Genomic DNA, 26997 nt, shown 5'->3' with positions numbered 1-26997 from the left:
CTGAAAAAATGAGAATTTTGGTTGTCGATGATGATGTAAATATTCAAAGACTCGTAACCATCCATTTAACACAGGAAGGATATCAGGTTTTCAAAGCCAATGATGCCGAGGAGGCATTATCACTAATTGAAAAACAAAACGTCGACCTGGCGATTGTCGATGTGATGATGCCTGGAATGAATGGCTTCGAATTGACAAAGATCCTTACCGATGATTGGGAGATTCCCGTCATCCTCCTGACCGCAAAAGGCCAGTTAAGCGATAAAGAAGAAGGATTCCTGTCAGGCAGCGAGGATTATATTGTAAAACCTTTCGAAGTGAAGGAGCTTTTATTCAGGGTGGCCGTTGTCCTCCGGAGAATGCAAAAGGTAATCGATTCGATCATCCAGGCCGGGAATATGAGGATTGACCGCAACAGTTTTGAGGTGGAAATTAATCAGGAAACGATTCTTTTTCCGCTGAAGGAGTTCGAACTGTTGAGCATCCTCGCCTCACGGATCAATAAGACCACTCCCCGCGCATCTTTGATTGAACAAGCCTGGGGAGCGGACTATGAGGGCAGTGAACAAACGCTGAATACCCACATCAACCGCATCCGGGACCGTCTGAAAAAGCATTACGCTTCAGTGGAAATCCAGACAATCCGGGGAATTGGTTACAGACTAGAGGAATTGAAATGAAAACTTTATACCGTAAATTCATCATCGCAACCGTTCTCATCCTTGGAATCAGCATTGTGATTGCTTTCATTTTGGCCAACTGGGTCTACATGACCTCGACAAGAGAACGAATCGACCTACAGAATGTAAAAGTTGCTGAAGAGGTTGCATCCAGTCTTGAGCAAATGCACTCCACAACTCATATAAGTTTCACTGGCTATCTGGATTCAATCAGCAAACTAGGCTATCAGCTATATGTACTAAGTGAATCAGGTGAGGAGTTCTTCTTTGGTGAACCTTTTTCGAAAAAGAACCTCCCAGCAGAAGCAATAAAGGTGGTTGAAGAAAAGGAAATCTATCATGGAATGGACAATTCAAACTCTCCATGGATGATGATGAACCATTTTTCCAATCAGCTGGATAATACCGTCGGCGTCCCCTTTACGATTGGTGACGAGGACTATGGCTTGTACCTGAGACCCAATAACAAATTGTTATTTTCAGATGTCCATGTCATTTTCGCCTGGTTTTTCGTCGCGGTTTCAATCGTCAGCATCAGCGGTGTCATTTGGTTTGCCAAACACCTGATTCAGCCGATCACCAAGCTGACTGAAGCCACAAGGGAAATCACCAGGGAAAATTTCAACTACCCATTGAACATACATCGAAGTGATGAGATTGGCCAGCTTGCCGAAAGCTTCAGCAGGATGCAGGTTCAATTGCAGCATAATGATCAAGCGCGGAAATCCTTTATTAATAATGTATCCCATGATTTTCAATCACCTTTGATGAATATCCAGGGATATGCGGAGCTTTTAAAAACACAGGCCCTCGATGAGGAGCACCTTGAATATGTCGATATCATTGACCAGGAATCGAAGCGGCTGTCCAATCTGACGAAACAGTTGTTGCTTCTTACTTCACTTGATCAAAAATCTTATCCAATGAAGCTTGGTGTCACAAGGATTGACACACAAATCAAGGATACGGTCAGAAGGCATCAATGGCGGCTGGAAGAAAAGGAGATTGAAATCTCCTACCACCTCCCCCCTGCCCCCATTCTCGCTGATCCTGAACTTTTGATGACAGTCTGGGACAACCTGCTTACGAATGGAATTAAATACAATCAAACGGGCGGCAGTATTTTCATCCAAATTTCTGGAGACGAAGAATATACAACGGTCATCTTCAAGGACACCGGAATCGGCATGAATAAGGAGCAAGCTTCAAAGATCTTCGAACGCTTTTACCGTGTCGATGCCGCACGAAAGAAAGATGGAACAGGATTGGGACTGTCGATTGTTAAGCATATTATTGAATTGCACAACGGAAAAATTGAAGTGGAGAGCGAGATTCAAAAAGGTACCACTTTTACGATAAAGCTCCCTATAGAAAAACAGACGGAGGAATAAAAAATGGAACAAACTTGGAGTATTCGACTAATACGATTTGCGGCGATCTTTGGATTGATCGGAACATTCATGGGCTCACACATGGCGGGTGGCGGCGACTATGCCATGCGCCCGATCCATGCCCACATCCTCTTGGTCGGCTGGTTATCCGTATTCGCCTGGGGAATCTTTTACAAAAACTATCAAATTAAGTATAAGAAACTTGTAGCCATTCATTCTATCACCGGCATGCTTGGTTCTCTCGGACTCACGATTGGCATGTGGATGTACAACCTCAACCCATTCAACCTGGATGATACATTCGTGATGGTCTTGTTCATCGTCGGAGGATCGCTGTTACTGGTCGCGTTTATCTTGTTTGTGGTTGTTACATTTTTCATTGAAAAGACAGGAAAATAAGATTGAGACTGAAAACAAAAAGAAATGACCCAGGTCATTTCTTTTTGTTTGAAAGTTACCTATTTTGAATTTCGGTAATGCTTTTTCCCCCTAAAAAGGCGTGACCTGTCGTAAGTTTCATGATCGTATCAAAACCGTAACGGCTATATACCTTTTCAACCCTTTCGTTGATAGGGAATACCCATAGATTTTCAAAACCCTGTTTTTGCACTTCTTGCTGAATATGTTGAATGATATGTCCTATTAACCCTTTACCTCGATATTCCTCTAGTGTTGCGACACTTTCCATACGAGCTTGGCTGCCTTGTGCGAAGATACAGGCAGTGGAACAGGCAACTCCATTGAACCTTAACAAGAAGTGCTGGTAAGCGGGATGACTAAACTCTTCCTTTAAAGCTTTTTCTCGTACGGCACGGCCGCCAATCTCTTCAATGCTGCATTCGATTTCCAGTGCTTCCTGAAAGTTAGCTTCGGTAACTTCTTCAATTGAAATTCCCTCATTCTTATCCAGCTTCACCACTTTTTGATTCCATAATTGTACAGGTCCCGTTAATTCCTCATATCCAAACCCTCTTGATTTTAACTCACTGAGCAGTGCAGGTTGTTCAGCCGGATTGTGAATGTAAAACCGTGGAATGATGTTTACTTTTTTGTAAAAAGACAAGACTTCTTCGACAACTTTATCCGGACTTTCAACCAGCTTATGAACATGGGCATGATTCGCATCATAATATGCAGGCTGATCTGGATTTAAAAAGAGAATTCCCCACTCCCTGTCATGGCGTGTCGTAAACGTAGCCAAATAAGCAAATTCCAGCTCAAGTATTTGATCTAACATGTATATCAATCCCCTCAGTCGATTGTTTTGGATGATTAATTTTAGCATAATAATCCAGGTTAAAGGGATGTTGTCAGAAAATGGGGGGTCTTGACAGCTTTGCCCTCTGAACCTTCAAACCTGTCACAATATCACGCTTTTCTTGACAGCTTTGGTCCTTACTCCATCAAAGCTGTCACAATAAATGTGTTATTTATTAATTTTAAAGAAAATCTAAGCGAGTGGAAAAATCAAATCAATGGATTGGAGATGTTAAGATGGGGTCTGAAATAAAACCATTGGGATTTTTTGAAAACGAACGAAAAGAAATCCAAGACGATAACTGGGAATCCGTCCATAGTTTCATTGAATTGCCAGATGAAATCGACGCTTAGGCTTCTACGGAATTGGATCAATTCTCTCACGTTGAAGTGGTCTTTTATTTCTATAAAGTAAGTTAAAGCAAGACACCCTAGAAATAATCCAGAATTCCCGCTCGTCGGTAATTTTTCACCAAGAGGAAAATATAGACCAACCAAAATCGGAGTAACAATGGCTAAAATCGTTAAAGTGAAAGACAAAAGGCTATATGTAAAGAGGTTGGATGCCTTAGACGGAACACCTGTCCAAGATATCAAACCCACAATGGTTGAATTTTTACCGAGGGAAAAGGTCCAGTAGCCTCGTTGGTCAAAAGAGATTATGAAAAATTACTGGTAATTAAACAGGTTTAATAAAACTGCCAAAGTTATGAAGTTAGTTTTGCAGACTCATAGAACCATGTAGACATCTGAAATTTACTATATAATAGCCGGCATTATTAACGGGTTCGGTTTTGAAGTACAAAAATTTGAATTAGCAGTGCTTTTCGCAGTGTAACTCGCAGTCTAATTTGGCAGGCACTTCAGCAGTAAAATTAGTACGTAAAAGCTCGGAGCCATTAAGCTCTGAGCTTTCTTTATAATAGCACGTTGTTGAAGATAAGCACCCGTTTGTTTAAGTACATTTCTTCACAAAGTTGTACTGGTATTACAGGAATGCTGGTCCGTTTGTTCAACAAGACGACTAACTTATTTTTATAACCACACACTAAACCAACTAGTCATCTCAAATTATTCCGTACTTTTTTAAGGCATAATCAATACCATCTTCATTAGACTTTTTCGTAATAAAATCTGCTACGTTTTTCAACTTTTCATTTCCATTACCCATTGCTATACCAAGCCCAACTAGTTCCACCATATCAATATCATTTTCCCCATCACCGAAAGCAATTGCCTCCGCCTTATCAATCCCAAAGAATTCTAGAGTTTTCAGTATAGCCAGAGACTTTGATACATCCTCCTGTAAAACATTCAACACATATGGATGCCATCTTTTAAATGTTAGATGAGGAAACTTTTGTATGTACTTCTCAACTGTTTCGTTATTTGCAAAAAGACACATTAAAAATACCTCTTGTTCATGGATTGAACCATTAGTAACAGGATAATTATCGAGTGACAAAGTTTCCTTTAAGGCTGTTAAAATTTCATTTTGGGTTACACCATTCATACTAAATTCTTCAGTATAAAAAGATAGAGCGTTATTCTCTAACTGAGCGAATTCCATGACTTCTTGAATGACCTTTTTATTCATTGGTACTTTATAAATTACTGATTGGCTGTGTTTAACGTATCCTCCATTTGCTGTTATGAAGGTTTCAATGCCTAATTCCTGTAAGTCCTTACACATTGATAATGGTCTTCCTGTTGCAGCAACAACCTTGATTCCTTTGTTTTTCAAAGCTTTTATAGCTTCAATAGTCGAGTATGGTATGCTGCCATCTTCATGGTTTGTTATAGTTCCATCAACATCAAAAAATGCGATTTTATAACTCATTATAGAATCCCCTTTTTTCTTTCAAGAAATATAGCACCTTTTAACAAATTGTACCAAATGAATAAAGTTTATTGTTAAAATAATTAATATAATCTTTTAGGAGGGGATAATTTTGTTAGATATGTTTTTATATAATTGGCAGGTAAGAGAGGACTGGTTTAATTGGTGTAAGTCTCTTTCCTTAGAAGAGTTACAGGCTGAAAGAATTGGCGGTATGGGAAGTATCTTAAAAAACCTTATTCATGTTATCGACTGTGAACTTTTATGGATTAATTACATGCTTGAAGAACCTCATGACTATCCTGAAAAGAACTCCATTTCTAATTTGGACGAGGTTATAAGGTACTCTATATTTACAAAAACAATAACAGAAACATTCCTTCGTAATTTGCCTAATGACTATGAAAACAAAAAAATACATAGAGATGGTAAGGGTGGTACATCTTTCACTTTTACTTATGGCAAGATAATCCGTCACCTCATCACTCATGAAGTTCATCACATTGGACAATTATCAATTTGGTCACGGGAATTGGAACTTAAACCGATTTCTTCTGATCTAATTGTTAGGCAGTACGCATAAAAAATAGGCCCCCTTTTCTACTGAAAGGGAGCCCTAATTAGCTGTATTATATTGCTAAACTCCAACTTTAGTGGAATAACGAAAATACCACCTTGTTTGGCAAAACAAATGTGGAGCAATGGTCCCATTAGTTCAATTGCAATCTCTTTATATTACCCAATGGGATTCCCGCTTCAATATAACTTCTTATTAGTTTCCAACCACCGTAAGAATCTTTTTTAAAAGTTTGGAAAAATAAGTGTGCAGTATCTAAACTCTTCCCTTGTAAAGACATAGTTGCAGATATAATTACTAATATTTCATCAGCTCTCAATGGAATATTAGTAATCTCATTGAGTTCCCACTCTGCACTATTTTCTTTAGCAAAATTGAATCCTTGTTCCCACCCTTGGATCGATTCTTCAAATCCAAAATCAATTATATCTCCATTTGTAATCTCTCTGGCTTTATAATCTCTTGATATAAAATTTTTTAACTGAGGTAAAGAGGAAGAACGCCAAGCATCTAAATAAGTATCAAGAAATTCTCTAAATAGATTATCCATAAAAACCTCCTTAATTTACTTTGTAAATCAATTCATAAAAGAATATTAATAATCCTTTATTGAAGTATTCTGCACCGTTAGCTTAATAAAAAACTCAGTTAAAAAAGTGTTAATCCAGCCAAGATTAACACTTTCTTCGATTTAGAAGAACAGTATTTTTAAGAAGTAAATATGGGAATGAAGTTCACAACCACAAACTCAAAAATAGCAAAAGATACCATTAGTGATATGTATAAAATCCCCTTAGATTTATCCCTGATAAACCCACCCAATATTAATCCTATAACTCCACCGATTATACCATCTGTTAAAGCAATGGGAATAAGGAATAGTATGTCAGGAAACGATGGAGAAATCGATTCTACCAATTCGTTGAACATTAGAGAAGGGATCAAATGCTACAGATCTACTGCTAAGTGTTCTGCCTGCTTGCTAAATAAAAACACAAACAATACATTCAGTAATAAGGATAAAACGAGGTATACGAAGAACCCAAGGAAAAAACTTTTTTTATCTTTTAACAAATTAACTCCCCCAAAAACATCAACCAATAAGTGTAATTTTACACTTAAAACTTTATTAATTCCACTATTCAGAAAATATTTCTTATTCAACAATCCTGCTTCTATAGTTCAATAAAAGAAACTCTAATCCATCTTGAATTAGAGCTACCCGTTAATGAAAAAACTCTAATTATATCTTTACTTTTTTCGTTTTTTAACGCGTATTAAAATGATAATGACGATTGCTATTAAAAGAAGGGTAGGTAGAATTTTTGTGAGTATATCCATCCAATGAAAAGGTGCCTGCTGGACATAAACAGCTTTTTGCCACTTGTTGTCTCCTACTTCAACAGCTATTGCATTCTTAGTTGATATATTATTTATTTCAAAATACTTCGTACCTTTAGGATAAGCATTTGAAGCATTTCCGTAGTAATCTCCAGTCATATCATTAGGTTTTGTTTTTACTTCTCCAATCTTCTCTCCAATTTCATTAGCTAAAACCTTTTCTTCTTTTACTTCATAAACGTTCCCATTCCAAACGACAAAAGGATATGCCCAACTTAATGCTTGAACGGAGGATGTAATAGTAAGAATAAATAATATAAAAAACAATAAAGTTCTTTTCATCAGTACCTCCTCTTATTTAAAGTTTACCATAAAAATACAATAGTTCTTGTTGCACTAAACTGCTTCTTTAGTCGAACAAGCAGCTCGATCTGGAGCTATGGCACCAGTTAGTGAAAATTCATTTTAAAAAATTCCGAAAGACATCAAAAATCAAAGGAATTCCGCAAACTACCATCAAAACAAAACCACTATATCGAAAAATTACTTCTACATTATCCGTAACGTCTTGCCAAAAGAAAAAATGAGGTATAGGTAAAATCAGTAATACAAAACCAACAATAAACCCATAAAAAAAAGTTCTTTGTTTATCCAATTTTCATTCCTCTACAATACTCTTCTTCAACATAACTGCCCCTTTAGTTGAACAAGCGAGTATTTAATTTAAAGGTCCATAAAGGTCAAGCAATTTACCAGTAGTTGCTTCAAAAACAACTGTTGGTTCATTCCCTTTAAATTTTATTGTGACCTCCCATTGCTTCCTATTTAAGAGTCTATACCAAAGCCCCTCCCTTATATTTAGTGTTGCGTTAACGTTATCAGGTCCTAATCCTTCTAACTCACTCAAATCCATCGGAGAAATGAAACTTCCCCATTCTTTTGATGATTTTTGCATAAGTTCAACCGAGTGGACTACAGCTTCTCCTGTAACCATAGGATTCTGTTGGTAGATATAAACAACCGATATAAAAACAATTAAAATAGGGACTATTATCTTTATCATAAAACACTCTCTCCCTGTAAAAATACATAACCCTTATTGAACATTCCTGCCTCGTTTATTCAATAAAGAATTCAACAAAAAAGCGGTTAATCCTCCCCTGGATCAACGCAACCGATAGTTTATTAAAAAACCTCTCAAGATCATTTAAAATTACCTGGGATTTTAACAAGAATATAATTCCCAGTCCACATTTGAGTGGTGGCAACTAATCTCTTTACGTCCTTTTCAAAAACGCTGTTTTCGTAAAGTTTGTTGTTTTAGGAATGTTTTTTTAAAAAACTAATTTTTAATATTCTGTAACTTTTGAGTTTTACTTTCGTATAGATAGATGCGGATTGATGATTACTTGAAATGAATTGGAATGGAGGATTAAATTGAAGAAAGGTTTTAAAACTTACACTTTTATCATCTTATTAGTTCTTGCCACGATATTCGTTTTAGACTATTTGGACATATCTCGATTGGTAAATAACCTTCAAAATGATAAAAATTCACTAATAGAAAAAACGTCTCGCTTAGAGAAACAAAATCAAAAGAGTTCTACCGAGACGGAACAGTTGCAAAACGAAAATAAACAATTAGTTGAGCAAATTTCTCAATTAGAAGAGGAAGTTAAAGAATTAAAATCGTCGTTCATTCAATACCAAGATTTAAATGATGCGATTAGCACAGTTAACTCCTATAAGGCAGCGAAAACATTTTTTCAAGCAAATAACTATATAGCCTTTGATGGTACTGGTACTGTAAGTTACTCATCTCTTGACTTTGAAGGTAATTGCCCTTGTTTTTTCAATTTTGACGGGCTAGGATTTGAATGGAAACCTAACGTAGTAGGAAACCTTAATGAATTTAGAACGGAAAAGGGGAAAATTATTCTCATTTTTAATTCAGTTCAAAACGAACATACTGCTTATCAATTTATAATGACCAAGGCAACGGGATTGAAGGAAAATAAATCCTCGCCTAGTGGGTTCGATTTAGATAAGGAAGAAAAATGGAGAATTCTAGAGATTAAAAAACTTAAATAGTTCAGTGAGGGTCGGGACCATAAATTTATGGTCCTTTTAAACTACTCTTTAAATTTCCACCGTGGTTTTATTCGATTTTTGGCACGATGAAATAAGCATTTGCTCTACCTGTTTTTCAAAGGACAAATACTTGTCTATTCTTTTGGTAAACATATAAAAGGTGCCTTTCAACTTTAGCAATATCGCTTTCAGTCACTGACGGAACGTTTTCTAATTCTTATTGAACTAACCTGCACCGATAGTTGAACAAGCGAGTATTTAATTTAAAGGTCCATAAAGGTCAAGCAATTTACCAGTAGTTGCTTCAAAAACAACTGTTGGTTCATTCCCTTTAAATTTTATTGTGACCTCCCATTGCTTCCTATTTAAGAGTCTATACCAAAGCCCCTCCCTTATATTTAGTGTTGCATTAACGTTATCAGGTCCTAATCCTTCTAACTCACTTAAATCCATCGGAGAAATGGAACTTCCCCATTCTTCTGATGGTTTTTGCATAAGTTCAACCGAGTGGACTACTGCTTCTCCTGTAACCATAGGATTCTGTTGGTAGATATAAACAACCGATATAAAAACAATTAAAATAGGGACTATTATCTTTTTCATAGAACACTCTCCCCCTGTAAAAATACATAACCCTTGTTGAACATTCCTGCTTCGTTTGTTTAATAAGGAATTCAACAATTTCCCATACCTAAAATTCTATATAAAATGGGTGCTTGCTATTATCGAGACAGTATTCAATTCTTTGCTTAAAGTTTCCCACTGTTACCATTTCTAATGCTTTCTCAATTGGATAGAACCCTACTTCTAGACTCTCTGATGAAGTTGTTAATTCTCCTCCGATTGGCTTGGCCAAAAACAATGTATTACATATTGATTTGTTCACATTCTGAAATATTCCACAGAATTTTAGAACTTCAATATCAATACCAGATTCCTCTTTAGTTTCTCTTACTGCTGCCTCTTTCAAAGACTCGCCTTCTTCAACTATTCCACCTGGCATTTCCCATCCTCTGCTAGGTCCCTTAATTAACAAAATTTCCTTTTCATCATTGAGTACAATAGTTGCTGCTGAAACAAAATGTTTTGGTGGTGTGTAAATTTGTTGTGTACTTTGTACCATAATAATGCCCCTCTTTTACGTTATTGTTTTTTCAAATATTTCACAATTGATGGTATCCCTTAGAATCTACACGCTTTTTAATAGTTCAACCAACTATTAACGACTTCTTCAAAATTGTGATCTTTCCAAGCTACAATGGCGTTCATTTCTCCAACTTGTAAAACTTTTTCTTTAAATAGCAGATCACCCAAAAAGTATGCTAATCGAGGAAAACCAAAAGTTTTGCCTCCATTAATGGAAAACCACTCACGGAAAATTTCCTGCGGGGTACTTATTGCAAGATCTTTTGCAAACTCAAGTTGAATTTCCTTTTTGTTCGATGATGCAAATTCCAACCATTCTTCGCCATTATCATCGTAAGAAAAATATACGGAAGAGGGCAATCCAGGAGATGTTTTCCTTGAAAAATGTGTAGCTGCCCCTTCTTGGAATAGCCAGGTAAGAGGACTATTCCACTCCACATTCGACCAATCATTTCCGGCTTTATCTGAAATAATATTATGGGTAACGTGTCCTAATTCGTGTGCAATAATGACTTTTAAATGACTGCTTTCTGGTGATAATTTTTCTAACGCAAAAGTTACATTAGGTATTATTTGTTTGTGAGAATAGGCATTAGAACCAAAACCACCGACAATTAAATTTACATCAATAGGAAATTTCACTTGATACATACCCAAGTAATTTTGCTCTACTTCTTTTATAATGGTGACAATCTCATTGTGGATTAACTGGATGGAAGTCAAGACTTGAGGATATCTTTTTATTGACTGAATATGTCTTTCTTCGGTGTCTTTGCAATGATATAAAAAGTACTCTTTAAAAATCTCTGGATACTTCATATAATACCTCCGCAAGAAATCTATAGAAGGTTGATAGTTATCCAAAAAAAACGGTAAAGTATTAATTATTTTCAAAATAAACCTCCATTCTAAGTAATTACCATAGCTATTAATAGCAAGACTATTTAAGTTAATTTTTTACCATTAGAATCAAAGTTCTTATTAAACTAAACTGCCTCGCTAGTTGAAGATTAAATCGAACAATCGTGAGAGCATTGGTATTCCAATATAACCTATCAAGATACCAACTATTAATACCCAAAAGTAATCCCATTTCATAAAACTTTTCATTTGTTCCCCTTTCGCATAATACCTTTTCAAATCTCTTATTGAACAAATCTCTCTCGTTTGTTCAATAAGGAATTCATCAAAAACGCGGTTAATCATTCCCCTTAATCAATGCACCCAATAGTTTATTAAAACTTAAAATTATTTAAAATCACCTGGGATTTTAACGAGAACATATTTCCCAGTCCACATTTGAGTGGTGGCAATTAATCTCCTTCCATCTTTTTCAAAGAACAGACCAGCACCATCTTTTTCTTTAAATTCCCATCCACTTGAACCAATCATTTGTTTTATATTTTCATCAGCAATCGTTATACCATTGCTCATTTCTTGTGATATACCAAATAGAATCGCCTTCTACTGCAATTTCTGCTATTTTACTTTCCGATTCTTTTAGTTTATCAATTGCTTCTTTTGCTGATAAATTCTCTATTGGAAGAGAGGGATAGTATAATTTATTTAAAAATATGAACACAGCTACAATAACTATTGCTATACCTAGTATAAATCCAACCTTTTTCATCCAATTACCCCCTTATTCGGTTCAATCCAAGGTTTTTTTTGATCCGTTCTTCAACTATCCTGCTTCTTATCTTAATAAGGAATTCAACAAAAAGGTGCCTCAATCCTTTTTGGATTAAAGCACTCGTTAAACGCTTATTATTGTTTGACCTTTATTTTTTGCCATTCTTGAGCTGTTTGTAGTAGTTATCTACAATTGGATATATATCTGGGTTGGACTTGTAAAAAGTGTCACCAATTTCACTTAATGTGAATGTAAATCCTTTTTCACCATCAAAAACCGTAATACCATATCGCCAGCCTTTAAGTTCTTCTTGATTGTCCTGTTGAGTAAATTCTATATCTTTTAATAGAGTAAGAAATTCATTTATTTGTTCCTGCTCAGTAATACTTTCTGAACCTCCAGTTGTACCATCTTGAATAATGATTTTATCTACATTTTCAATCTTTGAATCCTTAAAAAATTCTTCCAATGATTGTGTTTTTGCACCATTACAAGCGGACAGCATAACTAAACTGCTCAACAATGTAATTTGGAATAAAGATTTTCTCATAAGCCATCTCCAAAAGATATTGATATACTTAAATCAAGACAATAAAATAACTTTTATAGTAAAATATTATTATTTGCAAAAGGGGTTTTATCTTTTGAATATTTTACTTCTAGGAGCCACTGGACGAGTTGGAAGTCACATAGTTACTTATGCCCTTCATGAATGTCATCATGTTACTGCATTAATACGCTCTCCAGAAAAGATTCAAATAAATCATAAAAACTTAACCATCATTCAAGGAAATGTTTTAAATAGAGATGATATAATGCGTGCAATAAATGGGATGGATGTTGTGATTAGTGCACTAAATACTGATGGCACGACCACTCTTTCAGAAAGTATGCCGCTTATTATTGAAGCAATGGAAAACGAAGGTATAAAACGAATTATTACTATAGGAACTGCGGGTATTCTCCAAAGTAAAACCACTCCAAATGTTCTGCGATATCAGTCAAGTGAATCCAAACAGAAGTCAACCCGTGCTGCGAAAGAACATCATAAAGTTTACGATATGCTTAAACAATCAACGCTCGAGTGGACGATTGTCTGCCCTACTTACCTCCCGGATGGAGAAAAGGTGGGCAGCTACCGCATAGCCCGAGATATTTTGCCTGATGGTGGAGCTAAAATATCCGTACCGGATACAGCTGAATTTACTTATAAACAGGTAGAAGCAAGAGATTATATAAGATCACGTGTAGGAATCGCCTACTAATAATATTTATTAGTAATAGAGATGGTGTAAGCGATTAAGTCTTTACACCATCTCTTCATTTCCTCCCTTACTTATACTCGTTTAATATCTCTTTTGGAATATGACAATAATCATCTGGACATCTTGCTAACCGATACTGATGTTTTTCTGCACTTCTCACATAGTTTGTCAGAGGTAACACTTCAACAACTATTGTGTCATAATCATTTCTTTCCCTAAGAAACGACTTCGCCTCTATTAAGTGTTCAAGCTTTTCACTAAATACGCCTGTTCTGTATTTCTCACCAACATCCTGTCCTTGTTTATTCAAACTGTAGGAATCAATAATTTCAAAAAAATACCCCATCAATTCCGTGATCGTCACAACCTTTGGATCAAATCCAGTTTTTACACATTCGGCGTAGCCAACATAATCACCATCAAGTGTTTGTTTTGTTCCATTGGCTCTTTCCGCTTATGAAAACTGAACTTTAGGTAAAGTCTTGTTCAACCAAGCTGCTTAGGTAAAAAATGTCCAAAGTAGGTTACAGGATGTGCTACCCTTTTTTCTTTTCCGAAATCAAGTAAGCAAAAGCAATTACAACTGCTATGAGGGAGGCTATTACAGAATATCTAAAAATATTGAAAAAGAACTCTGGAAAAGGCGTTACGACACTCGATGTAAAGCCTTCAGCATCTATCGTACTATTTTCCCGTTTCATAAAGGCAACTAGTAAAAAGAATGGAACAATAAATGAATATATTCCGGTTTTCACTAAGATTTTCTCCATTATATCCCCTCTAAATGATAATATTTTTTCTCGCAATCAACTATTTAGTTCACAGCCTTAATATCACCATGAGTCGATATTTTCAGCTATATCTCCTTCTATAGAGACCGGAAGTTTAATAAGATATTCAACATAAATGGCCCTAAATCCTTTAAGGTAATACTGGTTCAAATATTTCACAAAACATAAGGATAAAGTCGCTACATACGTTATTCAAAACTAATGTCGTTTACCTAATTAGCCACCATTACTTTTTCCAACGAAGATTAAACTCTAGTAGGATGAATGAATATCTTTATTTCGATAAAATGAGATATGCTGTGCACAGTAATTACCCTATTTTGTATACTTGTTCGCATAACTGGAGGCCACAAATGAATCAGGCTTTATTTGTGCTTCGAGACCGACTGATTCGATTCGCTTTATCATTTCATTAACATATACTCTGGTTTTGTTTTTCGTTCCCCTGCCGAGATCCAAATGCCCTACCATCTTAAAACTGCCACCTTTTTCAACATAGGGAAGCACTAGATCGATCAATTGTTTTTGTTTTTGCGGAGTGAACATGCAAGCAACTTCCTGCGTGAAGTTTGTTTCCAATGAAACCTTCTCCTGTATTGTTTCAATTCTCCTTGCTATATCAATGGATCGGTAACATGCCCATACACCCTTGCCTTCCCGTTGTATGACTACTCCTGTGATGAAACGCGTGAATGAACTATGAACTTGAGAGTCCGTGCCGATGATCAATCTGTGATTGCCATTTGGCTGCACTTTGATGAACGACATGATATGCTGAAAGACCTCTTCAAAATCCATATTCCGCTTTGACAAATTCTGAAAACCCTTTTGAAGTTTCATTTCACTCACCTGCAATTCGGAGAATAGTTGTACTCATTTATATGCTCCAACAGTGGTGGATATCAGCATTTCGCCTTCTTTCGTGATTCAATGGTGAAGCTTGTCATCGGGGAGAATGTTTACTTTACTATTTAAAACCGCTATAATTTCCCTTATAGTTCAAAAAAAGAGTCTCCGGCAGCAACCGGAAACTCAGGTGTAAGCGAGCTGCTTGAAGTGCAGCAACTATCACTTGAATAAGAAATGATCTACTCAAACATTGGGCGATGCATGGTAGGTCATTTCTTTTTGTTTGCAGAAATACCTAATGCGACTGCGGCAATGACTAGAGTTGCAAAACTAATCATCATGTTCATTGCTTCAGACGTAACCTTCAGCGGCATCCCCTCTCCTAAGAAAGAGAGGAATGGCCGCTGCCCACCCCGCATTTGCTGTACATAGATAAACAAATAACCAGAATATACGTTCGCATATCTTTAAACATAATTTGAGGTATAGATTGTTACTCCAATCTGGAGCTGCTATCAGAACCGAATCGATCAATTTGCTTATTCGTTTCCTCTAATTTCGAATCGACTTTGCTCGCTTCTTCGATGTGTTGCTGGATGAGTCCGTTTACTTCATCAAAAAGGATTTTCGTTTGAGTGATCTCTTTCATTACTTGCAGTGAACTGCTTTTTTGTTGCTCGATTTCATCGATTACTTCACCGACTTCTGATTCTACTTTATTAATGAACGAAGTGATGTAATCCATTCCAGTTGAAGCATTTTTGCTCAAATCTATGCTTTGGTGAATCAACTTTGCGCTTGAAGTTGCAGAATCCATTGTATCTTCTATTTCTTTCTGGATGCTTGCTGTCAATGAGCCTATATCATTTGTGCTTTTCGCGGTATTCTCTGCTAGCTTGCGAACCTCTTCGGCAACAACTGCAAACCCTTTTCCATGCTCCCCTGCTCGTGCTGCTTCAATCGAGGCATTCAAAGCCAATAAATTGGTCTGGTCAGCTATTTCTTTAATGACCTTCACAATCATTTCGATCTCTTTTGAGCGCTCATTCAATTTTCTCATATTCTGGTATGCATGGTCCGAAATTTCTCCAACCCTAATGATCAGCTCTTCTACCTGCCTAACCAGCTCTCCGCCTTCATTTGACTTTTCAACCATTTCTTTAGCAGAATGAATCAGGGCATGTCCCTTACCAGATAGCCTTTTGGCATTCTCAACAGAATACTCACTGATTTCATTTACTCTGTCAAAGTGATTTTTGATTTGGCCAACCTTATTCCCAAGAACATAATGCTGATCATTAACCAGTTCATGCTGAGAAATTGTGCTCCCGAGCTCCTGGGTGAACTTTTCCATAAAAGCCTGGAAAAATTCTTCTTTTTGTTCAAACTGAGCGTACAATTCATCTACCTTATATTGAAGTATCTGTTTTTCTTCTTCAACAACCTTTAACCTTTTCAACGTTGTCAGCATTATACTTTCCCACGCTTTCTACATATTTGCATGAAAAGTATAGCAATAACCTTATTGGGCTGTGGTGATATATATCACAGTTAGAAACCATTCCATATAAAAGAAAGAAGGCCACATCAGCCTTCTTCCTTTATTGCACTTCTATGCCCTGCTATTTAATTGCTTCCCGATAAACTCCTTAAATGCCTTGATTGGTTTTCTTTGTGATGTACTTCTCCACTTTACATATTCCAGTGCCAGGATACAGAGGATGAGCCAGATGCTTCCTGCCAGGTAGCCGGCGATAACGTCGCTTGGATAGTGGGCTCCTAGATAAATCCTGCTGATTCCAATCATCATGATCAGTAAACCACATGTGTATAGTGCAATCCACTTGATTCTTTTACGGAGATCTGAGCGAAACAGGAAGTAACTTAGGAATCCGTAAAAGATCAATGACCCCATGGAGTGGCCGCTTGGGAAGCTGTACCCGATAGCGTCAATGGTTTCGTCGATTGAAGGCCGTTCCCTGCCAAAATAGTATTTTAACAGTTTGGTCAGCAGTCCGCCCCCGCCGATTCCAACAATAAAAAAGAGGATACCCCATTTATCTTTCTTTTTCACCCAGAGATAAGATATGATAATCAAGCTAAAAATGGTGAGAAACCATACTGAGCCTGCTTCAGTGAACAAAAACATGGTCATATCTAAAAAATCTGTTTTTATCCGGTGGAAGAATCGAATGATGCTGTCATCGAATCTCTTTATCTCGGATTCCAGCATTTCCTCAGCCAGTTCCGCGAATAAGTAAAGGAAGGTGATGGACGTCCCTAAGCCAATCGCAACCAAAAGGATTGGGAGGAACGTGTTCTTCGCTTTTGTTTTGTTTTCAATCATAGAATGCTCGTCCCTTCTTCTCCCGATCTTCATACATAACGTTCCCCTTTTAAAAGAATGCAAACAAAAATGGCACAATGGAATGAGACTTGGGTGTCATTCCATTGTGCCGTTTCGATATGCTGGGGCTGCAATGAAGTTTGGACAATTTCACCAACAACCAATCAAAAAAATGCCCGGACCTTGTCCTGGCATTTTTTAAAGTGCGAAGCTTTTACCTGACTGCCACTTATTTTCGATGAGCCAATATCGCTTGCTGCACTGTTCCATAGGTGTCTAACTTTGAAAAATCAATTCCCGTGTTGATCACATCAACTGCGAGCTCTGGTCGTATGCCTGTAAGCATCGTCTCGATTCCAATCAGTTTAAGAACTTTATTGATATTGAAAATACGTGCTGCGATTTCCGCATCAATCATGGCGATCCCTGAAAAATCGATGATTAGTTTTTTGATTCTGAGTTCACTGACCTTTGGGATGACATGGGTCATGATATGGTCGCTGCGTTCGTAATCGAATTCGCCAACCAAAGGAAGAATGGCGATGTCCTGTGCGAGCGGAACGACTGGAGATGATAAATCCGTGATGATTTTTTGATTCTTATTGTTCTCTTCATTTGCGAGTTTTTCGCGTTCAATCATCGTTTCTGCAATACTCAAATCAAGCAAGTAGCTGATACGATTATTGACGAACACCACTTCTTCAGTGGAAAGTCCCTCTGCGATTGAAATTTTCGTCATCATTTCAATCAGTTGCAGGCGAGTTTCTGCATACGGCTTTAGGATACTCGCAACTTCGTCATGGCTGAACTGATATTTAGGCTTATTTGCCTGTCTTGCTTTATACCACTCAATGAATTTTCCGGCCACTGTTTCCTTTGATAGGTTCAGTGTATCACCCAGAAATTCCAGGAAAGCTTTGTTTGTATTTATTGATTGTTGGATGATTTCTTCCGGCAGATTGATTTCAAGCTTTTTCAAATTATAATCTGTAATTTCCTTACTGATCGTCTCTGCATGTTCGATGAGGTATTTAGAAAATCTTTCGGTGGGATTCACAAGTTCAGCTCCTATAAAATTGTTCCATTTTTTCTTTTTAAGATTATACCATGTTCATATGATTAAATATAATCATAACTACCTCAAAATAAAAAACGGCAGTAACCGAACTGCCGCGAAAGATTTTATCTTATGATACTTCTATTTTTTTACCAAGCTTGGAATTGATCACTTCCACCTTTTCTTCGCTACCTTCGCTCCATTTAAAGACGATGGCTCCTGCTATGATGACGATCACACCGAGGAATTGCTGCCAGGTAAACGGTACCTTCTCCAATCCCATCCATCCTAATGAATCCCACAAAACGGCGAATCCAAGCTGGGATGTTAACACAATCGAAATCGCGAAAGTCGGTCCGAGATGCTTTATGGCCTGTACAATGCCGGCAACAACGCCGATTCCGAGCAATCCGCTGAACCAGTACCACCCTTTCATTTGCTGCAAATCAAACATTTTCCACCCTTCAAAGAAGAGGCCGAGCATGAATGATGCCAGAAAACCTAAACCTAGTACTAATGTTGTAGTCGTCCATGATCCTGTTTTCTCATTGACCTTGCTGTTAAAAATATTTTGAACACCGACAAGCGTGCCGGCCATTATGGCAAATAGTAAGCCTAATAACATCGTTTTTCCTCCGAATTTTTACTCATAAAGATCTTCCTTAGCCAGTGATTTCAACCCTTCTAGGTCCTTGATGACTATTGCACCGTGATCCCGCTCCACCAGGCCATTCATGCAAAAATCCTTTATGATTCTATTAAGGTGCCGGTAGCTCGTTCCAATTAAATTGGCAATATCAGTAAGGTTTGATGTGCTGACCTTCCCATTGACGAGCGCTTCGTTTTCATCATAGGCAACAGACACAAGATAGCTTGCTAACCGGGTTTCAACAGGGTACAGGATGTTATGGCGCATGAACTGGGATTTGATATAGAATTTCCGAGTAATGATTTCAAGCAAGAATTGCAGGAACGGTGAGTGATCTTTTAAATACTTACGTACTACAGATTGTCGGACACCAATCATGACCACAGGAGAAACGGCCTCCACAGTATTGATTGTGTCAATTTCCTGTACATACTCAATGTCGCCAATGACTTCAAGCGGTGTTTTAAAAGAAAGGATCAATGTCTTCCCCTCTTCTGATGTGGTAAAGATCTTTACCTTTCCCTTCACGAGTAAATATAAGTACTCTACAGGCTCACCCTGCGAACATATTTGCTCCCCTTTTTCAAACTCAAATAATCTTAAGTAAGGAATGATTTCGTTTGTAAATAATCTTTCAACATTGTGAGTCCGCAGAACTTCTTCCATTGTTTCCGAAACTTGTATTTCTTTCATACAGCTTTCCCTGCCTTTTAATATTACCAGCCCAGAATGACCACACCTGCTACCATCATGGTCATACCAATCAGCTGTGGAACTCTCATTTTTTGCTTCTTTACTTCAAACCATCCATTTTGGTCAATCAGGAATGTCATCGCCAGTTGTGCAATCAGCATCGCAGAAACAGTCAATGTGACGCCAATAAAATGGATGGCCGTAACATTGCCAAAGACCACAATTGCCCCGAATGTTCCACCAATTAAATAAAGAGGCTTTACTTTTCTCAGCCCATTCCAAGGACCTTTTACAAAAAAGACCAAGACAAACAATGCCGTCAAAAATCCGGTTAACTGAGTAATCGATGCCGTCTGCCATGTACCGATATCCTGGCTGATTCTTGCATTCGCCACACCCTGCAGCGTAATAAAAGCTCCCCCTAATAAAGCAAAAATCAAACCTTTCATTTTTTAATCTCCCCAAACTCTATGTTTGTTTTAATTAAATGACAAAACAAGCAAGCTCGGGAAGGACATATGTCCTAAAATTATAACATTATAAAAAATCAATTAACCCATTATAAACGCTGATTTCACTGAAAACCAAAAGTGCTTCCTCAAAATCCCTAGGAGCCCAAGTTTCCTCTAGAACTCCAGACGAAGAAAAAACGCCTTATGACAACTAAGGCGTTTTCCCATTATTAGTTATTATTTTCTTCGCTCGGCTCTTCATCTAAATCCGGTTCTTCTTCATCAGGACTTTCTTCAATAGATTCTTCATCTAAATCAGGTTCTTCTTCATTGCCATTTTCTTCACTAGGCTCTTCCGTTACATCGGGTTCTTGGTTATCTTCTTGCTCCTCTATGTTTTCCATGTTATTTTCATCTTCCGGTGGTGCCTCTTCATCCGCTCCACAACCAGCTAATATGATGCCAGCACCTAATGGGATCGATAATAGTAAATTTTTGATTTTCATGTTGTATCATCTCCTGTTCTATAGTGGTTGTTCTCTCATTACTTTCCCCTTTTGCATGAAGGTAAACTTCCTATAATAATCATCATCTGATGTTGATGAAAGTGCGATCAAATGGATATAGCAAAAAAAAGCTGAACCAGGTTTCCCTGATTCAGCTACATGTCTATTTCTTTTTCACTAATTCATACCCATTTTGCTGGATAGCATATTCCACACCCTGCTGAAGGCTTGAGAAGGATTGAATCCCCTCTAAATTTACGTTAGAACTCAAGATTTGGATGCTAAGTTCAGACGACACGCCGACAATGAAGCACTGCCCGCCTATCAGGCGAATGGCCTGGATTAATTTTTGGATTCCATGAATGGAATAAGAATCGACCTGCTTAATCCCTGTTAAATCGATTAACATATATCTTGCTTTCAACCTGGTTAGTTCCACCAGCGCTTTCTCGATCATGTAAGTCATTCGCTCTTCGTTATACCTTCCGATTAACGGGATGACTAGAATGTCCTTCAAAACCGGGATGACTGGCGATGAAATTTCCTGGACCAAAGAGTTCAGCTCTACAGTACGTTCCTCTACCTTCTTCTCCAATTCCATGATGCTTTCCTGTTCTTTTCTTCTCGCAAGTTCATGGATGTTTTCGGAAATGGTTCTGTTTGAAGGAGAGATCTCGATCTCATCATACTCATGACCTTCCTGCTGGCTCTTCACCCTTTTGTACCACATGTTCTGTTTGAAGAGTCCGCTGAAAATGCCTGCCCAATGGCTTGGAAGCAGAACTCCGGCTTTGTTTTTACCAGCCATCTTGAAAATCCGATGCTCCCAGCTATTACGTATTCTTACGACAGCGCGTTTTTCCTCATGTGAGTACTCATGAATCTCGAAGACTCCCCATCCTGCACTCTTGTAAATATCACTATACTCACTCAACAGCTGAACCACATCAGTCCTACCCTCATAATAAGAGCTGACCAGATGTCCCATCCGATAACCTGTCACTTCATAGACTGTATTCGAAACGTCATTCCCTGAAATTTCTTCAATTGTATTCAAAAACAACTCGATCGCTGAATCCCAGAAAAGTAAAGCAGGTGCTCCATCGAAGGACAGCTCCCCTTCCTGTCCATTCCAAACGAACTCATTTTTATTTACTTTAATCTTATGGTTAGAATTGACCATTATTCGACTCCCTTAAATTATGTATTAGGTCAATTCTATCTGAATAGAATGCATAATACCAATCTAATGGTCTAAAAAACCTGGGTAAATCTACGAAACTTAAACTTTTCTGATTTACTTCATTTGGGGATATCCTTAACCGGATCTGGAATCTACATTTTTTTAAGAATATCGAGAATGAAATATGCACTAAAAAAGCTGCCAGGCTAACTGCCCGACAGCCTTTCTACTATTTTTTCAATAATAAATATACAAAATACGGTGCTCCTATAAGTGCAGTCATGATTCCGGCCGGTATTCCTTCTGGTTCAAGGACATTGCGGCCAATAGTGTCAGCGAACAACAACAGCCAGCCCCCGATCAGTACAGCAATTGGCAAAAACAACTGGTTTCTAGGGCCAATCAATGCTTTGGCAAGATGAGGAGCCATCAAGCCGATAAAAGCGATTCCCCCAGTTACTGACACCGCCGAAGCAGCTAATGCAACAGCAGTTAAAAGCAGGATGACTCTTTCTTTTTCAATCGATACTCCAACACCAATGGCAACAGGTTCGCTTAAACTCAGTAAGTTTAAGCGGTTTGCCTTATAAAGTGTGAACGGAATCAGGACAACGAGCCAAGGCAATAGTGCCCAAATGAACGGCCAGTCTGTTCCCCAGATATTGCCGGCAAGCCAGCGGGCGATGAAATCGACTTTTTGTCTTTCCGCTGCTGAAATAATGACAATCATGGCTCCGGAAAGGGCCATTGAAAAACCGATTCCTACGAGAATAAGTCTAATTGGCTGAAGTCCAAAGCCCTTTTTATAAGAAAACAAATAAATTAGGACCGCGGTCAACAAAGCCCCTGCGAACGCGACCAGTGGCAGCATGTAGGCAAATGAAGCGGCATCGATTGGGAAGAAAAGAAAGAAAACGGCAATTCCCAGGCCTGCTCCGGAATTAATGCCTATGATTCCCGGATCGGCAAGATCATTGCGCGTCAGCCCTTGTAAAATGGCACCCGATATAGCCAGCGCCATTCCGGCAAGGAGCGTTACAATGATTCTCGGAAGTCTGATCTCAAACAAAACAAACTCTTCTTTGAATGTGCCATTCCCGAAAATGGTCGGCAAAATCCGTTCATATGAAACAGAAGAATAACCTAGTCCAAGACTTACCACGATAGTCGACACAATGAACACGAATAAAGCAGCAAGGATTATTCGTTGTTTTTTGAGTATAGATGGATGGATCATGTGAAGCTCTTCCCTCCTTTACGGACAATGAACAGGAAGAACGGCAGTCCGAGCATGGAAATAATCGCGTAAATAGGTGTTTCATAAGGAGCGTTGATCGTCCGCCCTAATGTATCCGCAACCAGCATGAACGAGGCTCCGAACAAAGCAGACATCGGCAGGACGAATCGATAATCGGTTCCGACAATCATCCTGACAATATGCGGAACCATCAGCCCGATAAAGGCCATGTTCCCGACTAGAGCGACAGCTGACCCTGCCAGTAAAACAATGACAATGAATAAAACCAATTTAATCAGGTTGGTCTTCTGGCCAAGTCCCACTGCTACTTCTTCACTTAAGCTTAAAATCGTCAATTGCCTTGCCAGGTAAAAAGCAACCAGCATTCCCACAAGGATAAACGGAATGATGATTTTCAATTGTGCCCATGATGTTCCCATCAGGCCACCGGCTGTCCACATTGAAACATCTTTTGAAATCTTAAAATACAGACCAATTCCTTCAGCAACGGCGAACAAAAAAGCCGAGACCGCAGCTCCGGCCAAAACGATCCGTAATGGCGAAAATCCACCTTTCTTTAAAGCACCAATCCCAAAGACGAGCACTACCCCAACAGCTGCACCGATAAAACAGGCTATCGTGATAGCAAGATAACCTGCAGACGGACTAAGCGCCATGACCAGTGCCAGCGCAGCGTTTGCGCCTGCAGTCAGTCCAAGCAATCCCGGATCAGCGAGCGGGTTTCTCGTTAAGCCTTGCATGATTGCTCCTGCCACTGAAAGGGCGGCACCCACAAAGATTGCTGCAACCTCTCTAGGGAGCCGAATTTCCCTGATCATGGTGATCGTATCTGTTTTTACAGTTGAAGTTAGCGCCAGCCAAATTTCCTTAATTGTCGTATCCGCTGCTCCAAAGATCATTGCCGTCATAAAACTTGCGACTAACACGATCATTCCGCCTGCGAACTTAAGTGACATGGAGAGCGAACTGTTTTGGTTTATCATTTGCATCTCATCTTTCCGATAGCAAGAAGAGGAATTCTAAAAGAATTCCTCCCGCTAGTTATTATTGTTCCAAGAATGACTTTTTAAAGAAATCAAGCTGATATTCAAGTGTTAAAGGATCGTTGAAATAAAATTCCTTTGCATTCACTTCGAATACACGGTTGTTCTTCACGGCAGGGATATTTTTATAAGTCTCGGTTTGTTGGAAGGATGTATCACCCTCAGCATTCTTGCTGAAAACCACATAATCACCAGCATATTCAGACAATACCTCTGGAGAGATAGCATAGTAACCAGGCTCAAGTGCTGCTTCCTTCACTTTTTCTGGCATATTCAATCCCATTTCCTGGTACAGGATTTCCGTGCCCCTTGCCCAGTTATCACCGAATACATAAAGTTCTTTGTCGAAGTTTTCAATAACAGAGACGGTTGCGTCTGCACCGATTTTCGCCTTGATTTCTTCTCCAGCAGCTTTTGAGTCAGCTTTGAAGTTATCGATCCACTCTTGCGCTTCTTTTTCTTTATTTAAAACTTTCCCGATTTCGAGGTGCTGTGTCAGATAATCATGCTTCCCGTATGTAAATGTCACAGTAGGGGCGATTTCATTCAACTTTTCAACATTTTTAATATTGGAAAGACCAATGATCAGGTCTGGATTCAATTCAATGATCTTCTCCAGATTTTCATCCGTCACTTCTTCCACGTCTTTTAATTTTTCAAAGCGCGGGTTCATTTTTGACCAGGAATCCACTCCAACGATAGGTACATCAAGGGCCATAACATTCCCCGCAAAGGAAGAAAGTACGATGACTCTTTCCGGGTTTGCGGGTACTTCTACAGGACCATTTTCAGATTCATAAGTAATAGTTTGCGGTTTATCATCTTCTTTTTTCTCGCTTGAGCTATCTTTCTTTTCTTCTCCTCCGCAGGCACTAAGAACAAGCACCAGCATAAGCAGGAATGGCATAAGCAGTTTCTTCATTTTCTTCTTCTCCTTTTAGTAAGTTGTACGTGATGCAGATCGGCTTATTTGTACGTGGATCTTTCCCGATTTCAGCGTCAATGTTGAAAACTTTCCTGAGCACTTCCTTGTTGATTACCTCTTCACTTGTCCCTGTCTTTACAATGCTTCCAGCTTTCAAGGCAACAAGATGGTCGGCAAATCGTGCCGCATGGTTCAAATCATGCAGAACCATCACAATCGTCCTGCCCTGTTCCTGGTTTAGCTTCTGCAAGAGCTCAAGGATTTCAAGCTGATGAGCCATATCAAGATAGGTCGTTGGTTCATCAAGGAAAATCATTTCCGTTTCCTGGGCGAGGGCAAGTGCGATCCAGACACGCTGACGCTGACCGCCAGATAAAGAATCGACTGGCTCGTATTTGTAACCCGCCGTTCCCGTCACCTCAAGAGCCCAATCAATGACCTCGATATCCTTTTTCGTCAGCCTCCCGAATCCTTTTTGATAAGGAAAGCGGCCATAGGACACCAATTCCCCTACCGTGAGACCAGCTGCACTTTCAGGTGTCTGAGGAAGAATCGCCATCTTTCTTGCCAGGGTTTTCGTATCTTCTTTAGAAATACTCGAACCGTCGAGGAATATAGATCCAGACTGATGCGGAATGATTCGTGACATCGATTTAAGCAATGTCGATTTACCGCACCCATTAGGGCCGATGATAATCGTGATTTGCTGATCGGGAATTTCTAAAGTCAGGTCATTCACGATTGTCCGTTCCCCATATCCCACATTTAATTGGTCTGTGTATAAGCGGACCATCATCATTCCTCCAAAGTTTTTCATTTTATCGTTGATAATGATTATCAATGTCGTTTACAATGTATACTATAAAGCTATTATTTTATTCAGTCAATGACAGATTTGTGAATTATTCATTTTTTCATTTTTGTTACCGTATACATTTGCAATAATTCAGAGGAGTGTTTCCAATGGAAAATAAATTAATCTACGACATTACGATTATCGGCGGCGGCCCTGCCGGACTATATTCTGCCTTTTATGCAGGCTTACGTGAAATGAAAACCAAAATTATTGAAGCCCAGTCCGATCTTGGCGGAAAAATCCATGTCTATCCAGAAAAAGTGATATGGGATGTTGGCGGCATGGGCCCTATTACAGGCGCGAATTTGATTAAACAGTTAAAAGAACAAGCGATGACGTTCAGCCCAGAGGTTGTGCTGAATGAAAAAATTGGATCCATCAGCAAAGATCAAGATTTATTTTTACTAAAAGCCGCTTCTGGAAAAGTCCATTATTCGAAATCGGTCATTGTGTCTATAGGAAGCGGGATTTTGAAGCCGCAGAAGCTGAAGCTTGAAGGGGCTGAGAAATTCGAGGTGTCAAATCTGCACTATATGGTCAATTCCCTGAAGTATTTCAAGGATCGGACAGTTGTCATTTCTGGAGGAGGCAATTCTGCCATCGATTGGGCCAATGCCCTCGAACCTCTTGCTAAAAAGATCTATCTAGTACACAGAAGGGATTGCTTTTCCGGCCATGAATCACAGGTCACCCAGCTGATGAATAGCTCTGTGGAGTGCTTGTTTCATTCATGCATCACCAATTTAATAGCAGGTCAAAGCCGCGATTCTATCGCTCAAGTCGAAATAACGAATCAGAATACAGATGAAACCTATCTCCTGCCTGTTGATGATGTTCTTGTTAATCATGGATTCGATCAAGATGCATCCCTGCTCCAGAATAGCGACTTGGAACCGAAGATGATTGATGGTTTTTACATTGATGGCACTGCAACAAGTGAAACATCTGTACCTGGATTATTTGCTGCTGGAGATATTTTAAAGCATGAAGGAAAACTTAACTTGATTGCCGGGACTTTCCAGGATGCAGCTAATGCTGTCAATAAGGCTAAACAGTTTATCGAACCCGAAGCCTCCCATTCAGCGATGGTGTCGTCTCACAATAAAGTATTTTCAGAGAGAAACAGGGAAATGATTCTTCAGTTAATCAATTGATTTTTAAGGAGGG

At 38.6% G+C, this 26997-nt stretch carries 34 protein-coding genes and 2 pseudogenes; 9 read left to right on the top strand and 27 right to left on the bottom strand.

Annotated elements, in window-relative coordinates; genetic code table 11:
• Positions 1 to 8: 8 nt before the first annotated feature.
• From LGO15_RS11170 to LGO15_RS11160, 3 genes are read left to right on the top strand one after another with little or no spacing between them, the layout of a single operon-like run.
• A complete protein-coding gene (locus LGO15_RS11170) occupies positions 9 to 680 on the top strand; it encodes a response regulator transcription factor (protein WP_226087611.1) in 672 nt (223 codons plus the stop codon).
• Positions 677 to 2071, top strand: a complete 1395-nt coding sequence (locus tag LGO15_RS11165) for a sensor histidine kinase (RefSeq protein WP_226087610.1) — start codon at positions 677 to 679, stop codon at positions 2069 to 2071. Before LGO15_RS11170 ends, LGO15_RS11165 begins: the two co-directional genes overlap by 4 nt.
• A 3-nt stretch (positions 2072 to 2074) precedes the next feature.
• A complete protein-coding gene (locus LGO15_RS11160) occupies positions 2075 to 2470 on the top strand; it encodes a hypothetical protein (protein WP_226087609.1) in 396 nt (131 codons plus the stop codon).
• Positions 2471 to 2525: 55 nt separating this feature from the next.
• Here LGO15_RS11160 and LGO15_RS11155 read toward each other — a convergent pair whose 3' ends face one another.
• Positions 2526 to 3308 (bottom strand): GNAT family N-acetyltransferase, encoded by a 783-nt coding sequence (locus tag LGO15_RS11155; RefSeq protein WP_226087608.1) that lies wholly within the window; start codon positions 3306 to 3308, stop codon positions 2526 to 2528.
• 257 nt (positions 3309 to 3565) lie between these two features.
• Here LGO15_RS11155 and LGO15_RS11150 point away from each other — a divergent pair.
• Positions 3566 to 3968: pseudogene (locus LGO15_RS11150) on the top strand (TrmO family methyltransferase).
• 426 nt (positions 3969 to 4394) lie between these two features.
• On the opposite strand, the gene LGO15_RS11145 reads toward LGO15_RS11150, so the two are convergent.
• Positions 4395 to 5168 carry a Cof-type HAD-IIB family hydrolase gene (locus LGO15_RS11145; protein ID WP_226087607.1) on the bottom strand — a complete coding sequence of 258 codons (774 nt, stop codon included), beginning with the start codon at positions 5166 to 5168 and terminating at the stop codon, positions 4395 to 4397.
• A gap of 121 nt (positions 5169 to 5289) precedes the next feature.
• Here LGO15_RS11145 and LGO15_RS11140 point away from each other — a divergent pair, with 121 nt between their 5' ends.
• On the top strand, positions 5290 to 5751 hold the full coding sequence (locus LGO15_RS11140) for a DinB family protein (RefSeq protein WP_226087875.1): 462 nt from the start codon (positions 5290 to 5292) through the stop codon (positions 5749 to 5751).
• 127 nt (positions 5752 to 5878) lie between these two features.
• Here the strand turns inward: LGO15_RS11140 and LGO15_RS11135 are convergent, their stop codons facing one another.
• Complete coding sequence (locus tag LGO15_RS11135) at positions 5879 to 6295, bottom strand: flavoprotein (RefSeq protein ID WP_226087606.1); 417 nt, start codon at positions 6293 to 6295, stop codon at positions 5879 to 5881.
• Positions 6296 to 6466: 171 nt separating this feature from the next.
• On the opposite strand from LGO15_RS11135, the gene LGO15_RS11130 reads away from it, so the two are divergent.
• Positions 6467 to 6934 carry a hypothetical protein gene (locus tag LGO15_RS11130; protein WP_226087605.1) on the top strand — a complete coding sequence of 156 codons (468 nt, stop codon included), beginning with the start codon at positions 6467 to 6469 and terminating at the stop codon, positions 6932 to 6934.
• A gap of 62 nt (positions 6935 to 6996) precedes the next feature.
• Here LGO15_RS11130 and LGO15_RS11125 read toward each other — a convergent pair whose 3' ends face one another.
• Together LGO15_RS11125 and LGO15_RS11120 are read right to left on the bottom strand one after the other, a co-directional pair.
• Positions 6997 to 7428: a hypothetical protein gene (locus tag LGO15_RS11125; protein WP_041964324.1), complete on the bottom strand. Its 432-nt coding sequence runs from the start codon at positions 7426 to 7428 to the stop codon at positions 6997 to 6999.
• A 376-nt stretch (positions 7429 to 7804) separates the two neighbouring features.
• Positions 7805 to 8149 carry a hypothetical protein gene (locus tag LGO15_RS11120; RefSeq protein WP_226087604.1) on the bottom strand — a complete coding sequence of 115 codons (345 nt, stop codon included), beginning with the start codon at positions 8147 to 8149 and terminating at the stop codon, positions 7805 to 7807.
• Between the two features lie 374 nt (positions 8150 to 8523).
• Between LGO15_RS11120 and LGO15_RS11115 the strand changes: the two genes are divergently transcribed.
• The gene (locus LGO15_RS11115) at positions 8524 to 9177 is read left to right on the top strand and encodes a hypothetical protein (protein ID WP_226087603.1); all 654 of its coding nucleotides are present in this window, start codon (positions 8524 to 8526) and stop codon (positions 9175 to 9177) included.
• Between the two features lie 258 nt (positions 9178 to 9435).
• Here the strand turns inward: LGO15_RS11115 and LGO15_RS11110 are convergent, their stop codons facing one another.
• The 6 genes from LGO15_RS11110 to LGO15_RS11085 form a co-directional block, all read right to left on the bottom strand.
• A complete protein-coding gene (locus LGO15_RS11110; protein ID WP_226087602.1) occupies positions 9436 to 9780 on the bottom strand; it encodes a hypothetical protein in 345 nt (114 codons plus the stop codon).
• A gap of 88 nt (positions 9781 to 9868) precedes the next feature.
• The gene (locus tag LGO15_RS11105; protein WP_226087601.1) at positions 9869 to 10300 is read right to left on the bottom strand and encodes an NUDIX hydrolase; all 432 of its coding nucleotides are present in this window, start codon (positions 10298 to 10300) and stop codon (positions 9869 to 9871) included.
• A gap of 77 nt (positions 10301 to 10377) precedes the next feature.
• A complete protein-coding gene (locus LGO15_RS11100) occupies positions 10378 to 11217 on the bottom strand; it encodes a DUF2268 domain-containing putative Zn-dependent protease (RefSeq protein ID WP_226087600.1) in 840 nt (279 codons plus the stop codon).
• Positions 11218 to 11571: 354 nt separating this feature from the next.
• Positions 11572 to 11757, bottom strand: a complete 186-nt coding sequence (locus LGO15_RS11095; RefSeq protein ID WP_226087599.1) for a hypothetical protein — start codon at positions 11755 to 11757, stop codon at positions 11572 to 11574.
• Complete coding sequence (locus LGO15_RS11090) at positions 11732 to 11953, bottom strand: hypothetical protein (RefSeq protein ID WP_226087598.1); 222 nt, start codon at positions 11951 to 11953, stop codon at positions 11732 to 11734. Before LGO15_RS11090 ends, LGO15_RS11095 begins: the two co-directional genes overlap by 26 nt.
• Before the next feature lie 151 nt (positions 11954 to 12104).
• Positions 12105 to 12506, bottom strand: coding sequence for a hypothetical protein (locus LGO15_RS11085; RefSeq protein WP_226087597.1), 402 nt, complete (start codon positions 12504 to 12506; stop codon positions 12105 to 12107).
• A gap of 94 nt (positions 12507 to 12600) precedes the next feature.
• Here LGO15_RS11085 and LGO15_RS11080 point away from each other — a divergent pair, with 94 nt between their 5' ends.
• Positions 12601 to 13221 carry an NAD(P)-dependent oxidoreductase gene (locus LGO15_RS11080; protein WP_226087596.1) on the top strand — a complete coding sequence of 207 codons (621 nt, stop codon included), beginning with the start codon at positions 12601 to 12603 and terminating at the stop codon, positions 13219 to 13221.
• A 67-nt stretch (positions 13222 to 13288) separates the two neighbouring features.
• Here LGO15_RS11080 and LGO15_RS11075 read toward each other — a convergent pair.
• The 16 genes and pseudogenes from LGO15_RS11075 to LGO15_RS11000 form a co-directional block, all read right to left on the bottom strand.
• Positions 13289 to 13711: pseudogene (locus LGO15_RS11075) on the bottom strand (peptide-methionine (S)-S-oxide reductase).
• A 46-nt stretch (positions 13712 to 13757) separates the two neighbouring features.
• Positions 13758 to 13991 (bottom strand): hypothetical protein, encoded by a 234-nt coding sequence (locus tag LGO15_RS11070; RefSeq protein WP_167830488.1) that lies wholly within the window; start codon positions 13989 to 13991, stop codon positions 13758 to 13760.
• Positions 13992 to 14327: 336 nt separating this feature from the next.
• A complete protein-coding gene (locus LGO15_RS11065) occupies positions 14328 to 14852 on the bottom strand; it encodes a ribonuclease H-like YkuK family protein (RefSeq protein ID WP_167830487.1) in 525 nt (174 codons plus the stop codon).
• A gap of 278 nt (positions 14853 to 15130) precedes the next feature.
• Positions 15131 to 15235 (bottom strand): putative holin-like toxin, encoded by a 105-nt coding sequence (locus tag LGO15_RS11060; protein WP_226087595.1) that lies wholly within the window; start codon positions 15233 to 15235, stop codon positions 15131 to 15133.
• A gap of 119 nt (positions 15236 to 15354) precedes the next feature.
• Entirely contained in the window at positions 15355 to 16332 is a 978-nt protein-coding gene (locus LGO15_RS24160; RefSeq protein WP_167830486.1) for a methyl-accepting chemotaxis protein, read from the bottom strand.
• A gap of 141 nt (positions 16333 to 16473) precedes the next feature.
• Entirely contained in the window at positions 16474 to 17241 is a 768-nt protein-coding gene (locus LGO15_RS11050) for a phosphatase PAP2 family protein (protein WP_226087594.1), read from the bottom strand.
• A gap of 196 nt (positions 17242 to 17437) precedes the next feature.
• Positions 17438 to 18265: an STAS domain-containing protein gene (locus tag LGO15_RS11045; protein ID WP_167830485.1), complete on the bottom strand. Its 828-nt coding sequence runs from the start codon at positions 18263 to 18265 to the stop codon at positions 17438 to 17440.
• A 130-nt stretch (positions 18266 to 18395) separates the two neighbouring features.
• Positions 18396 to 18890 carry a DMT family transporter gene (locus tag LGO15_RS11040; protein WP_167830484.1) on the bottom strand — a complete coding sequence of 165 codons (495 nt, stop codon included), beginning with the start codon at positions 18888 to 18890 and terminating at the stop codon, positions 18396 to 18398.
• Between the two features lie 18 nt (positions 18891 to 18908).
• The gene (locus LGO15_RS11035; RefSeq protein ID WP_167830483.1) at positions 18909 to 19607 is read right to left on the bottom strand and encodes a Crp/Fnr family transcriptional regulator; all 699 of its coding nucleotides are present in this window, start codon (positions 19605 to 19607) and stop codon (positions 18909 to 18911) included.
• 23 nt (positions 19608 to 19630) lie between these two features.
• Entirely contained in the window at positions 19631 to 20056 is a 426-nt protein-coding gene (locus LGO15_RS11030; protein ID WP_167830482.1) for a DMT family transporter, read from the bottom strand.
• Between the two features lie 233 nt (positions 20057 to 20289).
• The gene (locus LGO15_RS11025; protein WP_167830481.1) at positions 20290 to 20565 is read right to left on the bottom strand and encodes a hypothetical protein; all 276 of its coding nucleotides are present in this window, start codon (positions 20563 to 20565) and stop codon (positions 20290 to 20292) included.
• 163 nt (positions 20566 to 20728) lie between these two features.
• Positions 20729 to 21748 carry an STAS domain-containing protein gene (locus LGO15_RS11020; RefSeq protein WP_167830480.1) on the bottom strand — a complete coding sequence of 340 codons (1020 nt, stop codon included), beginning with the start codon at positions 21746 to 21748 and terminating at the stop codon, positions 20729 to 20731.
• Between the two features lie 229 nt (positions 21749 to 21977).
• A complete protein-coding gene (locus LGO15_RS11015) occupies positions 21978 to 22985 on the bottom strand; it encodes a FecCD family ABC transporter permease (RefSeq protein ID WP_167830479.1) in 1008 nt (335 codons plus the stop codon).
• Positions 22982 to 23962 carry a FecCD family ABC transporter permease gene (locus tag LGO15_RS11010; protein ID WP_226087874.1) on the bottom strand — a complete coding sequence of 327 codons (981 nt, stop codon included), beginning with the start codon at positions 23960 to 23962 and terminating at the stop codon, positions 22982 to 22984. Before LGO15_RS11010 ends, LGO15_RS11015 begins: the two co-directional genes overlap by 4 nt.
• Before the next feature lie 88 nt (positions 23963 to 24050).
• Positions 24051 to 24971, bottom strand: coding sequence for an iron-hydroxamate ABC transporter substrate-binding protein (locus tag LGO15_RS11005; protein ID WP_167830477.1), 921 nt, complete (start codon positions 24969 to 24971; stop codon positions 24051 to 24053).
• A complete protein-coding gene (locus LGO15_RS11000; protein WP_167830920.1) occupies positions 24922 to 25767 on the bottom strand; it encodes an ABC transporter ATP-binding protein in 846 nt (281 codons plus the stop codon). Before LGO15_RS11000 ends, LGO15_RS11005 begins: the two co-directional genes overlap by 50 nt.
• 170 nt (positions 25768 to 25937) lie before the next feature.
• Here LGO15_RS11000 and LGO15_RS10995 point away from each other — a divergent pair, with 170 nt between their 5' ends.
• Positions 25938 to 26984, top strand: a complete 1047-nt coding sequence (locus LGO15_RS10995; protein WP_167830476.1) for an NAD(P)/FAD-dependent oxidoreductase — start codon at positions 25938 to 25940, stop codon at positions 26982 to 26984.
• The last annotated feature ends 13 nt before the right edge of the window (positions 26985 to 26997 follow it).

It is taken from the genome of Mesobacillus sp. S13, from assembly GCF_020422885.1.
Classification (GTDB): Bacteria; Bacillota; Bacilli; order Bacillales; family Cytobacillaceae; genus Mesobacillus; species Mesobacillus selenatarsenatis_A.
Note: the sequence above shows the minus strand (reverse complement) of the source record. Positions and strands in the feature narration are given on the sequence as shown.